This window comes from Kitasatospora sp. NPDC057223 (assembly GCF_042669755.1).
Classification (GTDB): domain Bacteria; phylum Actinomycetota; class Actinomycetes; order Streptomycetales; family Streptomycetaceae; genus Kitasatospora.
The window spans coordinates 17,627-30,686 of record NZ_JBHUWW010000114.1 but is presented as its reverse complement, the minus strand read 5'-3'; the positions used below and the strand labels follow the sequence as shown (position 1 = coordinate 30,686).

The 13,060-nt window shown below is 75.4% G+C and carries 9 protein-coding genes; 3 read left to right on the top strand and 6 right to left on the bottom strand.

The window, feature by feature from the left end; genetic code table 11:
- The first annotated feature begins 210 nt into the window (after window positions 1-210).
- Window positions 211-1,254 carry a hypothetical protein gene (locus ACFUK0_RS30525; RefSeq protein ID WP_380255697.1) on the top strand — a complete coding sequence of 348 codons (1,044 nt, stop codon included), beginning with the start codon at window positions 211-213 and terminating at the stop codon, window positions 1,252-1,254.
- Between the two features lie 259 nt (window positions 1,255-1,513).
- On the top strand, window positions 1,514-2,836 hold the full coding sequence (locus ACFUK0_RS30520; RefSeq protein ID WP_380255696.1) for a peptidoglycan-binding protein: 1,323 nt from the start codon (window positions 1,514-1,516) through the stop codon (window positions 2,834-2,836).
- A gap of 43 nt (window positions 2,837-2,879) precedes the next feature.
- On the opposite strand, the gene ACFUK0_RS30515 is transcribed toward ACFUK0_RS30520, so the two are convergent.
- From ACFUK0_RS30515 to ACFUK0_RS30495, 5 genes are all read right to left on the bottom strand, one after another.
- Window positions 2,880-3,647: a TrmH family RNA methyltransferase gene (locus ACFUK0_RS30515; RefSeq protein ID WP_380255695.1), complete on the bottom strand. Its 768-nt coding sequence runs from the start codon at window positions 3,645-3,647 to the stop codon at window positions 2,880-2,882.
- A gap of 30 nt (window positions 3,648-3,677) precedes the next feature.
- A complete protein-coding gene (locus ACFUK0_RS30510; RefSeq protein WP_380255694.1) occupies window positions 3,678-5,822 on the bottom strand; it encodes an FUSC family protein in 2,145 nt (714 codons plus the stop codon).
- A gap of 10 nt (window positions 5,823-5,832) precedes the next feature.
- A complete protein-coding gene (locus ACFUK0_RS30505; RefSeq protein WP_380255693.1) occupies window positions 5,833-7,110 on the bottom strand; it encodes an HTTM domain-containing protein in 1,278 nt (425 codons plus the stop codon).
- Complete coding sequence (locus ACFUK0_RS30500; protein WP_380255692.1) at window positions 7,107-7,799, bottom strand: DUF5819 family protein; 693 nt, start codon at window positions 7,797-7,799, stop codon at window positions 7,107-7,109. The genes ACFUK0_RS30505 and ACFUK0_RS30500 overlap by 4 nt, the downstream gene beginning before the upstream one ends.
- Before the next feature lie 104 nt (window positions 7,800-7,903).
- On the bottom strand, window positions 7,904-9,076 hold the full coding sequence (locus tag ACFUK0_RS30495) for a rhodanese-like domain-containing protein (RefSeq protein ID WP_380255691.1): 1,173 nt from the start codon (window positions 9,074-9,076) through the stop codon (window positions 7,904-7,906).
- Between the two features lie 276 nt (window positions 9,077-9,352).
- On the opposite strand from ACFUK0_RS30495, the gene ACFUK0_RS30490 reads away from it, so the two are divergent.
- The gene (locus ACFUK0_RS30490) at window positions 9,353-12,214 is read left to right on the top strand and encodes a SpoIIE family protein phosphatase (RefSeq protein ID WP_380255690.1); all 2,862 of its coding nucleotides are present in this window, start codon (window positions 9,353-9,355) and stop codon (window positions 12,212-12,214) included.
- Window positions 12,215-12,257: 43 nt separating this feature from the next.
- Here ACFUK0_RS30490 and ACFUK0_RS30485 read toward each other — a convergent pair whose 3' ends face one another.
- On the bottom strand, window positions 12,258-12,962 hold the full coding sequence (locus ACFUK0_RS30485) for a hypothetical protein (protein ID WP_380255689.1): 705 nt from the start codon (window positions 12,960-12,962) through the stop codon (window positions 12,258-12,260).
- Window positions 12,963-13,060 lie beyond the last annotated feature (98 nt).

Genomic DNA, 13,060 nt, shown 5'->3' with positions numbered 1-13,060 from the left:
CCTTCGGGCTCGCCCCGGCGGTGACGTTGCGGCCGTGTTTCAAGATCCACGGATCCGCGGCCCTGTTGTCGTGACCACTGTCATACGCACGAGTGATGACGTAGCCTCTCGACCGTGCGTAGGGTTCCCCACAGCTCGGTGACGCAGCTACCAGCGCATACCGGCGGCGGGCCGGTCCCGCCGAACTCGCTTGGTGGGGAAGGTATCCGGATGGGCTCACAACTCCCACAGAACGCCGCCAGGCTCCGCCTGATCGAACAGCGCGCCGGCGAGCACGAACCCGTCGCCCTCTCGTCCGGCACGCCGCTGGCGGGCCCGCCCCTGACCGGCGCACCCCTGGTCAGCACTCCGCTGCCCGGCTCGGCCGGCAGTTTCGCCGAGGCCCTGAACGCCGCCGTCGAGGCGAGCGGCCTCAGCCTGGACCGGATCAGGGCCGCGCTGGCCGGGCGCGGCATCAAGGTCAGCGTCACCACCCTGAGCTACTGGCGGCGCGGGCGCAGCCAGCCCGAGCGGGCCGCCTCGCTGCACGCCGTCCATCTGCTGGAGGAACTGCTCGGCCTGCCGCACACCGGTCTGTCCACCCTGCTCGGCCCGCCGCGACCGCGCGGGCGCTGGGCCGCCGCCCCGGCCACCGGGAGCCTGCGGCTGGAGGACGTCTGGCCCGGCGAGCAGCAGATCGCGGACGTCTTCAGCGAGCTGGACGCGCCCCCGACCGGCGAGCTGGAGCGGCTCAGCATCCACGACGCCTACTACGTCGACGCGCAGCGCCGGGGCTACCTGCTGAGGATGCGCCAGGTCGTCCGGGCCACGGTCAGCGGCGTGGCGCGCTGCCTGGTGGTGCACAAGGCGGACGAGGAGGCGACCGGCTGCCCGGAGATCACCTCCGTCCGGCACGGCCGGCTGGGGCGGGTCCGGAGGCGCCCCGAGATCGGTCTGGTGGTGGCCGAGCTGATGCTCGACCGGCCGCTGGGCCTGGGTGACAGCACGGTCTTCGAGTACGAGGTGGAGATCCCGCCCGGCGGGCCGACCACCGTGTACGGGCGGCGGTTCGCGGTGCCGGTGCGCGAGTACGTGCTCCAGGTGCACTTCGACCCGGCGGCGGTGCCGGCCCACAGCGAGCGCTACGACCGGGCCCCGGGCGAGGAGGTGGACCGGCGGCGCGAGCAGCTCTGGATCGGTGCCTCCGCCAGCGCCCACGTGCTCTCGCCCGACCAGCAGCCGGGCCAGGTCGGGATCCGCTGGGAGTGGGAGTGACCGCTCCCCGGCCCGCCGGCTGACCCGTCCGCGGTCCGATCGATTCGTACCGGCACAGCCCGCCCGCCGCAACGCCCTGTCCGCCCGCACCCGGCCGCCCGTCGGCCGGACTCACCCACCCGGCCCAGCCTCCCGTGGCGAATACTCGTCCGATTTGGGACTTTGGTCCCGATAACACGCGGATTCGACCTGGGAAGGTCACTCCTGCCATGCCGTCAGCGCATGGCCCTGGAAAGACGTGGCCCGGAAAGAGGCGGAGATGACCGATCTGCTCGACTTCGACGAGGTCGAACCCGACGTCGACTGCATATGCACCGGCTGCACCGCACGTCGCAGAGCCAGACTGCACGCCGCGTCCGTGCGGGACGGCGGACACGCGGCCTCGCACAGCCGGCGCCGCCGCGCCGCCGTCCTGGTCGCCGCCGTCGGCACCGTGATCGGCGGGGGAGCCGTCGGAGCGGCCGCCGCACCCACCCCGGGCGGCACCAGCAGCGCCCCGACCCCGAGCACCCCGCAGGGCGAGGTCACCGGCCGCTTCGGCACCGACCCGGCCGGCCAGGGCGCCAGGCTGCAGGCCGTCCAGGGCGTCACCCGTGAGCAGATCATCGCGCGCGCCCAGGGCTGGGTCGACCAGAAGGTGCCGTACAGCATGAGCAGCTACTGGTCGGACGGCTACCGCCAGGACTGCTCCGGCTTCGTGTCGATGGCCTGGGGGCTGGACAGCAGCCAGACCACCTGGACGCTGCCGGACTTCGCCGACCGGATCACCAAGGCCGACCTCCAGCCGGGCGACATCCTGGTCTTCAACAACCCCTCGAACCCGCAGGCCGGCTCGCACGTCACCATCTTCGGCGGCTGGGCCGACTCCGCCCGCACCAGCTACCTCGCCTACGAGCAGACCTCCCCCACGACCACCAGGCGCACCACGCCGTACGCCTACTGGAGCAACTCCGCCTCCTACCTGCCCTACCGCTACAAGGCGCTGTCGCCAGGCGGTGGCGCCAGCAGTGACGGCGCGGGCCAGAGCACCGCCTTCCCCGGCGCCGACACGTTCGGGCCCGGCCGGTCCAACGCCTACATCACCCAGCTCGGCCAGATGCTCGTGCAGCGCGGCGGCGCCCGGTTCTACTCGGAGGGGCCCGGCCCCACCTGGGGCGAGGCCGACCGGAAGGCCACCGAGGCGTTCCAGCTCGCGCAGGGCTGGAAGGGCGCCGAGGCCGACGGCCTGCCCGGCCGCGACACCTGGGACTACCTGGTCAACGGCAAGGGCCGGAACATCGACGGAGCCTCGCCGCCGCCGCCCGTCACCACCCCGCCCGTCACCCCGCCGCCGGCCACCGGCGTGCCCGCCTTCCCGGGCGCGGGCAGGTTCGCGCCCGGGCAGTCCAACAGCCACGTCCAGCAGCTCGGCGAACAGCTGGTGCGCAAGGGCTTCGGGCGCTACTACACGCAGGGCCCCGGCCCGCGCTGGACGGAGAGCGACCGGCTCAACGTGCAGGCCTTCCAGCTGTCCCTCGGCTGGCGCGGCAGCGAGGCGGACGGCTACCCGGGCCCGGACACCTGGCGCCGGCTGTTCGGCTGACGGGGCGCCGGCCCTGCCCCCGGGCCCCGAGGCCCGGGGCGGTTCAGGGCCGGCGGCCCGACATCCAGTGGAAGAGCCCCATCGCGACGCTGGTGGCCAGGTTGAAGCTGGAGACGCCGGGCTGCATCGGCACCGCCACCAGCCGCGTGGCCCGCCCGCGCAGCTCCGCCGAGACGCCGTGGCGCTCCGACCCGAAGGCGAGCAGGGCGTCGTCCGGCACGCTCACCGACCGGATGTCGGAGCCCTCCGGGTCCAGCACGTACAGCGGGCCGGGCGGCAGCTCCGGCAGCGTCAGCCGCTCCACGGCCGTCGCGAAGTGCAGCCCGGCACTGCCCCGGACGACACCCGGGTGCCAGGGGTCGAGGTCGCCGGTGGTGACGACGCCGGTCGCACCGAAGCCCGCCGCGAGCCGGATCACCGCGCCGACGTTGCCCTGGTTGCGCGGGTTCTCCAGCACCACCACCGGGGCCCGGCGCGGGGTCGGCGCCAGCGCAGCCAGGTTGGCGGCGCGGTCCGGCCGGACGGCCAGCGCGGCGACACCGGTCGGGTGCACCTTCGCCAGCACCGTGCGCAGCAGCGGCGCTGGCACCTCGACGGCCAGCGCGGCGAGCCGCTCCGACACGTCGTCGGCCAGCTCCGCCGCCAGGGCGAGCAGCCCGGCCCGGTCGGCGGTGAGCACGTACCGGACGTCCCCGCCGAAGCGCAGCGCGTGCTTCAGCGCGTGGAACCCGTCCAGCAGCACCGTCCCCGGCGCCTCGGCGCACTCCCGCCAGTCGCGTACCCACCCGGTGGCCTCGGTCTTGTCGTCCATGCCGCCACTCTGCCACCCGGGCGGCGCGGCTCAGAGCCGGGCCTCGCTCGGCTGCTGGGCGGCGCCGCGGCCGCCGCCGCGGCGCAGCGCCCGCTCCAGGTCCTTCAACGCCTGCAACTGGAGCCGGGTGCCGGAGCGGGCCACCTCCAGCTGCTCGCTCCTCGGCGCGGCGGCGAGCTGTTCCTCCAGCCTGGCGTGCGCCTCCCGGACGGGCCCGAAGTCCACCTGCTGCCCGGTCAGCAGCGCGCCGGCCGCCAGCGCGGTGCCGTACTTCACCTCCTCGGCGAACTCGGTGAGGCCGGGCACCGGATCGGCGTCCGGGGCGGGCAGGTGCGCCTCCAGCAGCACGCCGGCCCGGCCGAGGTGGCCGACCGCCGCCCGGGCCCGGTCGATCTGCTTGCGCGAGACGTCCGGCAGCCGGGTGGAGTGCCGGAAGGGTTCGGCGTCGGCCCGCTGGACGGCCTGCAGCAACTCGGAACGGGCCTCCCGGGAGTCCAGCAGCGCGGCCCGCACCTCGGGCCCGCCGCCACCGCCCGGGTCGCCGTACAGCGCGAGCACCGCCGCGTTGTACCGGCCGGCGGCGGCCAGCCACTCGGCGAGCCGCTCGCCGAGCCGGGCCGACTGCCAGGTCGGGAACAGCGCGTACGCGACCAGTGCGACGCTGCCGCCCAGCAGGGTGAGCCCGACCCGCTCGAACGCCGTGGTCAGCGGATCGCCCGGCTGGAGACCGAGCAGGAACACCACGTACGAGGAGATGCAGGCCGTCATCAGCGCGTACCCGGTGCGCAGCGTCAGGTAGGCGACGCCGATGCAGACCACCGCGAGCGCCGCCGACAGCCACTCGCCCGGGTCCGCCAGCTGGACGACCAGCGTGGAGATGCCGACCCCGACCACGGTGCCCGCCAGCCGCCCCACCCCCCGGCTGTAGGTCTGCGCGAAGTCGGGGCGCATCACCATCGCGGCGGTCATCGGCGCCCAGTAGCCGTGCCCGAGGCCCAGCAGCCGGGCCAGCAGGTACGCGGCGGTGACCACCCCGGCGATCCGCACGGCGTGCTGGAAGATCGCCGAGCGCGGCTGGAGCTGGCGGCCCACGGCCCGCGCCGCGACCGGCACCATCCGGGACAGCGGCGGCTTGCGCAGCCGCCCCTGGGCGCCGTACTCGGGGGTGCTGCTGACGGTCTCCTCATCGTTGCGGTCGAGGGTGTCGGCGGCCCGGCGCAGCAGGCCCGCCAGCCGGCGGGTGGCCCGGCGGGCGGCGCCGCGCAGTTGCGGCCCCTCGGTGGGGGTGAGCAGGGTGAGGGCGGGGGCCGACCGGGGCAGCCGCAGCGGATCGCCGGTGCGCACGGACTTCGCCAGCGCGTCCATCGCCTCGGCGGAGGCGGCCAGCACCTCCCGGGCCCGGTCCCGCTCCGGGCCCTCGGCGGGGGCCCCGACCTTGGGGTCGGCGATGGCGGCCAGGGCGGGGCGGATCCGCTCGGCGATGCCGCGCAGGCCGCGCATCTCGGGCGGCCGGTGGCGTTCCTGCCAGGGGGTCAGGGTGGCGGCGTGACGGGCCGTGATGAACGGCTCCGGGTCCACGTGGGCGGTCGGGTCCTGGCGCAGCCGGCGCGCGTAGTCGGCCAGTTCGGCGTAGGTGTCGGCGAGGGCCTCGCGCTGCACCGTCCAGCTGCCGATCGGCCAGACGGTGATGACCAGGGCCTGCACCGCGCCGCCGAGGGCGCAGATCAGGCCGTGGCCGAGGGCCGCGGGCACGCTGACGGGCAGTTGGACGACGACCAGCATCACCGAGACGGTGTTGGCCGCGACGACGCCGGCGGTCGGCCCGATCGCCCACATCAGCCCGGCTCCGAAGGCCCACACCGCGAGCAGGACGGGGAACGCCCCCGGCACGCCGACGGCCAGGTAGCCGAGGAAGGTGCTGACGCCGAGCCCGGCGCCGGCCGCGATCGCGATGGTGGGGCGGGGGCGGAAGCTGCGCTGGAAGGTCGCGGTGCCGGCGATGAAGGCGCCCATCGCGGCGGAGGTGGCGAGCGACGGCCCGCTCAGGGCGAGGGTGGGGAACAGCACCAGCCCCACCGCGACGGCCCCGCGCAGCGCCCGCTTGGGATCGGTCAGCGCCCGGTCCAGGTGCAGCCCGGTCCGCGTGGTGTCGCGAAGGGCGGCGAACCAGGACATACGGGACAGCTTAGGTCAGCACAGATCGTCCGGCCCGGGAACCGAGCGCGCCGGCCCGTGCCCCCACCCACAGCAGCGCGGCGGTCGGCAGGAAGACCGCGTCCGCCGCGATCATCGCCAGCGAGAACACCGGGAGCCCGAGCACCACCGCGATGCCCGCGTGCTCCACCATCATCAGCGCCAGCAGGACGTTCTTGACCCGCCGGTTGAACAGCGTGAACGGGAAGGCCACCTGCACCGCCACCGTGCCGTACGAGATCAGGAACACCGGCAGCAGCAGCGAGCCGAGCAGCCCGGACAGCCCGGGCCAGGGCGTGAAGTAGTCCAGGTGCAGCGGGTAGTAGAGGGCCGTGCCGTCCTGCCAGCGCGAGCCCTGCACCTTGTACCAGCCGGCCGTGGAGTAGATCAGCACGACCTCGGCGGCGATCACCAGCATCGCGCAGTTGTGCACCATGGTCGCCAGTGCGTCCAGGACGGCCCGGGGCTCACCGTCCGGCCACCGGCGGTTGACGGCGTACCAGAGCCCGGCCACCGCCCACAGCGCCCAGAGCAGCGGGCCGACCGCGAACACCGACCGGCCGGGGGCGGTCCAGTCCAGCGAGTCACCGGAGAAGGCGCCCGCCTGGCCGGCCGTCAGCGCCGCGCCCAGCACGACCCACAGCAGCACCCCGGCCGGGCCGCCGCCGCCCCGGCGCCGGGCGTCCAGCGACCAGACCTCGGCGCAGCGGGTGAACACCAGGTACAGCGCCATCACGTGCAGCACGTTGTCGCCGCCGTCGCCCACGAACACGTTGCGGTTCTGCAGCGACAGCAGCGTCACCATGAACACCACGCCGCTCGCCCTGGTGCGCCAGCCGAGCACCACCAGCAGGGCCGCGAGCACGGCCAGGTGGTAGACCAGCTCGAACCAGAGCCGGCCGGTGAACCAGGGCAGCACGGTGAACGCCCCGTTGTCCGCCAGCAGCTGCCCCGCCAGGTCGGGCGACCAGGGCGAGCGGTCGCCGTAGAGCACCCGGCGCTCGGGCCACTCGCGGAGCAGGAAGGCCAGCCAGGCCAGGCCGAAGCCGATCCGCACCACGGCGGCCTGGTACGGGCCGAGGACGCGGCCGGTGAAGGCGCCGAACGCCCGGGCGAGGACGCCCGCCCGGCCGCCGGGCGGCCCGGCATCCGGCCCGGGCCGGGGCGCGGCCGTCGGGTCAGCCAGCGGGTCAGCCGGCGGATCGGCGGCGGACTGGCGGGGAATGCCCCCCAGCAGCTGCTGCTGCGGGGCCTGGGACGTCTCGCTCACGCCAGCCCCCGGTAGTCCTCGTCGTCGACCAGCCACCAGGGCAGTTCCCGGGGCGGCTGGACGGGCGGCGGGCTCTCGCCGCTCCAGGACGGCGGGGTGACGACCGTGGTGGTGACCCGGAACTGGATCTCCAGGACGCGTTCACCCCCGACGGTGCGCCCGATCCGCTGCAGCGCGATCCGCTTGAGGTACTGCTCGGCGAGCGGCCCGCGCGGGCCGCTCAGCGAGCCGTCCGGCCCGCTGTGCGAGCCGTCGTAGAAGTCCCAGGCCCGGCGCAGCAGGTTCTGGTCGGCGTGGCTGGGCGCCGGGTTGCCGCGGACCGCGGCGATGTCCCGGGCCGTGAGCCCGATCCACGGACGGGTGTGGGTCTCACCGCCCTCGCCCGCCGTCCGGACCCGGGCGGCCAGGTCGGTGTTCTGCTGGAGCGGGTTGGGCGCGAACAGCTTCCAGTTCTGCTCGAACTCCGGGTAGACCAGCCCGTCGACCTGCGGCCGGTACTCCCGGGACAGCGAGTTGGCGGGCGCGACGTGCAGGAACACGGCGCCCAGGAAGCACCCGGTGCCGCCCAGCAGCAGCGCGGCGGCCAGGCAGAGGACGGCCAGCGCGGGCGTCGACCAGACGCGTACCGGCCGCGGGCCGGCCCCGGGCGCGGGCGCCTCGTCCGACGGGTCGTCGACGGTCGCCGCCATGCTCCCCCGCTCTCCCCGGCCACGGCGCCCTGCCGCGGCGGGCCCATCCTGCCCTACCGCGGTGACGCTCCGGGTGCCGCTCCGGCCGAAGGCCGGGGGAGGCCCTACAGGACGAAGGGCTCGCCGCTGCCGCCGCTCACCATCGGGCGCCCCGCGCCGTCCCAGGACAGCATCCCGCCGTCCACGTTCACGGCCTCGTGGCCCTGCTGCACCAGGTACTGGACGACCTGCGCGGAGCGCCCGCCGACCCGGCAGATCACGTACAGCGGGCCCCCGGGCAGCTCGCCGATCCGGGCGACCACCTCGCCGATCGGGATGTGGAGCGCGCCGTCCACATGGCCGGCGTCCCACTCGTCCTGCTCGCGGACGTCGAGCAGCGCGGCGTCGGCGGGGACGGAGGCGGCGTCGGTGGCGGGGATCTGGGCGAACATCGTCTGGGTCTCCTGGGTCTGGTGCTGGTGCGGGTGCGCGGACCGGTGCGCGCCTCGGCCGGCGAGCAGCCGGGCGAGTTCGTCCTGCTGGGCGGCGGCCTTGGCGAGCAGCTGCTCGGCGAGCTCCTCCAGCAGCCGGTCCGGGTCCTGGGGGGAGAGCGCGAGCAGTTCGCCCATCGCGGTGTTCTCCAGCCGGACCTGTTCGGCGGCCACCTCGGCGATCTTCCCGCCGAGCCACTCCAGCCGCTGGTGCAGCCAGCCGAGCCGGTCGGGGGAGTCGAGGGCGGGCGCGGCCTCGGGGTCGGTGGACCACTCCTCGGCGAGCTGCTCCAGCATCCGGGTGTCGCCGTAGGCGTAGGCCTCGTTGACCCGGGCGATGAAGGCGGAGCGGCGCTGCTGCTCGGCCGGGTCGGTCGACAGGTCGGGGTGGGCCCGGCGGGCCAGGTCGCGGTAGATCCGCTGGGCGTCCTTGCCGGGGCGCACCCTGGCGGGCGCCTCGGGCGGCGTCACCGCCTGCTGCTCCCGGACGTCGGCGATGTCCGCGAAGAGGGATTCCAGGTCGGGGAGCTCGTCGACCTGGCGGCGGGCGTCGGCGGCCCGGCGCGCGTCCTCGGGGTCGCCGCTGCGGGCGGCGACGGCCTCGGCGATCAGCGCGTCCAGCTCGTCGAGCCGGGCGTACAGCGGGCCGAGGAGCTGGTGGTGGATCAGCGCGAAGTTGTCGATCTCGACCCGCAGGGTCTGCACGTCGACGTCGAGGGTGAGCCAGGCCAGCTCGGTGGCGGCGACCCGCTCCTCCAGCTGCTGCTGCTCGGGGTCCGACCAGCGGACGGGGCTCTGCGCGGTCACCTTCTCGCCTCTGTCTCGTCTCGGTCCGATCCGCCAGAGTACCCCGATCGGGTTGTTCCCAGGCCTGGCCGGAGGCCGTGGCACCCCACCGATCGGGGGACGGGGTGTGCGCGGCGGCGTACACCGGGTGGTGCGCAACCGATACTTATCAATCTCACCGTTTCGCTATCAGTCCAGACCCTCTCCGTGCTTCGCTGGGAACGGCAGAGCACGCCGCCCCACCACACAGAACGGCCACCCCCAGGCGCGGCGGCCAGGCGGGAGCAGACCGAATCCATGGTGGAAGAGCCCGACTCCGCACCGAGTACGGACGACGCCCCGGCCGCAGTACCGGGCCAGGGCGGCACAGCCGAGCGCGACAACCCGCCGGCGGGGGTGGCGGCCCTGCTGCGGCTCGCCGCCGTGCTGGTGGACGAGGACGGCCGGATCGTCCAGTGGAACCGGGCCGCCGAGGAGCTGTTCGGGCACCGCGCCGAGGTGGCGCACGGCCGCACCGCGTCGGGGCTGCTGCCCGCGGTCGAGCCCAGGTCCGCGTCCCGCGCCGGCTCCCACCCCGGGCCGCCGGCCGACGCCACCGCCGTGCCGCGCCCCGAGCGCCCGCCGGCCGGGCGCCGCTGCGACGCCTTCGACACCCTGGACGACCTCACCCAGCTCGACACCCCCTGGGCCGGCGCGATGGCCGTCACCGACCGCGAGGAGCGCCTGCGCGACGTCTTCTGGTGGGCCTACCCGCTGATCGAGCCGGCCGGCCGCAGCCTGCTGGCGCTCGCCACCGACGCCCGCCCGCTGCGCACCGCCGGCCCCCGGATCGCGATCGGCGAGCGGCAGCTGCCGTACGCGGCCACCGCCACCGCCCAGGGCGGTTTCCAGCGCCTCACGGCGGCCTTCGCCCCGCCCGGGCAGGGCTCCGCCGGGCCGCTCGCCTCGCTGCTGCCCGCCGGGTCGCCGCGCCGCGCGCAGCGGCTGCTGGCCCAGCTCCGGAGAGCCGGCCTGCCCGCCCTGTGGATGGACGCGGGGACGGTCCTGCCCGTCCTGCCGTTCGAGCCGCCCGCCGCGGGCACCGCGCGCGCGGCCGCCGGCCTCGGCCGCCGCTACCCCACCGCCCAGCAGCGGGCCTCCCGGCTGGGCCCGGCCCGCACCGAGCAGCAGCCCGGCGGCCGCCGGGCCGAGCCCGGCCGGCCCGCCACCGCCCGCGGCGGGTCGCCGCTCGGCCTGCGGGTGCTGCCGCCGGGTGCGCCCGGCAGCGGCGTACCGGGCCAGCGCGAGGGGGCCGCCGGCCCCGCGCCCGTCACTCCCGCCGCCTCGTCCGAAGGAGACGTCACCATCGAGCAGGCCGCCGCCGATCCCGGCGCCGACGGGCAGTACCGGGCCGGCCCGGCCGTGCCCGTGATCCCCGCCCCGGGCGGCGCCCCGCAGGCCGACCAGGTCCTGCCGATCCTGACCGACGGCCAGGCGGGCGAGCAGCTCGCCCTCCTCAACGAGGTCGGCGGCAAGGTCGGCACCACGCTGGACCTGGACACCACCGCGCGCGAACTCTGCCAGGTGCTCGTCCCCCGGGTCGCCGACTTCGCCAGCGTCGACCTGCTGGACGGCCTGATCTCCGACTCGGAGCTGCCCGCCACCCGGCCCGACGACGCCACCATGCTGCGCCGGGTCGCCCGCACGTTCAACGCGGCCGAGGGGGAGTGGGAGCACGTCCTGGAGGAGGGCGCGCTGCTCGCCATGCCGCGCAGCACCCCGCCCGGGATGGCGCTGCAGCTCAACCAGCCGGTCCTCGTCCCGGTGGTCAGCCCGGACGTCGCGGTCGACTACGCGGCCTCGCTGAGCAGCTCGCCGGTGGGCGGTGAGGTGCTGGTCCAGGTGGTGGCCGGCCGCTCGATGCTGGTCCTGCCGCTGTCCGCGCGGGGCACCGTGATCGGCGTCCTGAAGCTGCTCCGGCTGGCGGACCGCGGGGCGTTCGACGAGAGCGACGCCGCCACCCTGAAGGAGCTGGCCGCCCGCGCCGCGCTCTCGCTGGACAACGCCCGGCTGCACCGCGCCGAGTCGCGGGTCGCCACCACCCTGCAGCGCTCGATGATCCCGACCCGCCCGCCGCGGATCCCCGGTGTGCAGATCGCCCACCGCTACCTCCCGGGCGACCCCCGGGCCGAGGTCGGCGGCGACTGGTTCGACGCGATCCAGCTGCCCGGCAGCCGGGTCGCCCTGGTCGTCGGCGACGTGATGGGCCACGGCCTGCACTCGGCCGCCGCGATGGGCCGCTTCCGGACGGCGATGCAGACCCTGGCCGCCCTGGACCTGCCGCCCGGCCAGTTGCTGCGCCACCTGGACAACCTGGCCCACAAGCTGGGCGACGACCACCTGGCGACCTGCCTCTACGCGGTCTACGACCCGATCAACCGGACGTGCGAGCTGGCCAGCGCCGGCCACGTCCCGCCCGTGCTGGTGCACCCGGACGGCACCGGCGAGCTGCTGGAGATCCCGGCCGGCGCGCCCATCGGCGTCGGCGGGGTGCCGTTCGTCGCCAAGAAGATCGACGTGCAGGACGGCTCGATGCTGGTGCTCTGCACGGACGGCCTGGTCGAGGTCCGGGGCAGCGACATAGGAGCCGGGCTGGCCGCGCTGTGCGGCAACCTGATCGATCCCAAGCAGACCCCCGAGCAGGCCTGCGACGTCGTCCTGGAGCGGCTGCACTCGGACGACCGCAAGGACGACGTGGCCCTCCTGGTGGCCCGCTTCGACGGGGTGGCCCCCACCGAGGTCGCCACCTGGGACCTCGCGGTCGACACCGCCGAGGTGCGCCGGGCCCGTGCGCTGGTCCGCGAGCAGCTGGCCGCCTGGCACCTGGAGGCGATCGCGGACACCACCGAACTGCTGGTCAGCGAGCTGGTGACGAACGCCGTCCGGGTCGCCAGGGACCGCGTGCAGCTCCAGCTGATCCGGGTCGACAAGCTGCTGGTGGAGGTCAGCGACGACAACCACAACCTGCCGTCGCTGGAGCCGGCCGAGGAGCTCGGCGAGACCGGCCGCGGGCTGCACCTGGTGACCTCGCTGGCCGAGCGGTGGGGCACGGCCCGCAAGGCGGTCGGCAAGGTGGTCTGGTTCGAGCTGCCGCTGCCCCGCCCCGCCGCCCGCGGCTGAGACCGGGGGCGGGGCGGGGCGGCCCGCTCCGGGCCGACGGCCCTCAGGCCCCGGCGGAGGCGCGGCGGCGGGCGTCGGGCGCCCGGGAGGCGGCCGCCGCGATCGTGGCGGCCGCACCGACCCCGGCCAGCACCCGGGGCCAGTAGCCGCCGAACACCTCGACGGTGGCGGCGATCAACGCCGCCGCGAGCAGCGCGACCACGTGCTCCAGGCCCGCCAGGTTCGGCAGGATGACGGCCTCGCCGACCATCAGGAACAGCACCGTGCCGCCGGTGAACCAGGCCCGGCAGCGGAAGGCGATGCAGAGCGCGAGCGCGACGACCGCCGCCGACGGCCCGGTGTCGCGCACGTGCGCGACCCAGCCGGGGAAGCCGAAGAGGTGGTCCGGGCCGACCGAGACGGCGATCCGGGCGAAGAGCGTCCCGGCGAGGGTGCAGGCGTAGGCGATGACCAGCGTCAGCCGCCGCCCGAGCACGATCTCGGCCACCCCGAAGACCAGGAACACCTGGGCCAGCGCACCCCAGACGGGCAGGTCCAGCGCCGGGACGAACAGCGACAGCGGGGTGCGCACCAGCGACACCTCCAGCGGCAGCGAGGCCCTGACCACCCCGATCTCGGTGACGAAGCGGTCACCCCCGGGCAGGTGCTGGACGACGCTGAACAACAGGACCAGGAACGTCGCGGCGCTCGCCAGCGGGACGGCCGCGAACTTCTTCTGGACCACCCGCTCCCGGACAGCGCCGAACAACGGCCCCCACTCTGCGACAACGGCCCGTTCGGCGAATGCCAACGGCCCTTTTCGCACGCCCCCCGCGTGGGTCCGATGAATCACAGGTGTCACTCCGT

Coding starts and splice junctions, on each gene's coding strand:
- ACFUK0_RS30510 (WP_380255694.1), bottom strand. CDS start 5,822: ATGTCCTGGTTCGCCGCCCTTCGCGACACCACGCGGACCGGGCTGCAC.
- ACFUK0_RS30515 (WP_380255695.1), bottom strand. CDS start 3,647: ATGGACGACAAGACCGAGGCCACCGGGTGGGTACGCGACTGGCGGGAG.
- ACFUK0_RS30525 (WP_380255697.1), top strand. CDS start 211: ATGGGCTCACAACTCCCACAGAACGCCGCCAGGCTCCGCCTGATCGAA.
- ACFUK0_RS30520 (WP_380255696.1), top strand. CDS start 1,514: ATGACCGATCTGCTCGACTTCGACGAGGTCGAACCCGACGTCGACTGC.
- ACFUK0_RS30500 (WP_380255692.1), bottom strand. CDS start 7,799: ATGGCGGCGACCGTCGACGACCCGTCGGACGAGGCGCCCGCGCCCGGG.
- ACFUK0_RS30490 (WP_380255690.1), top strand. CDS start 9,353: ATGGTGGAAGAGCCCGACTCCGCACCGAGTACGGACGACGCCCCGGCC.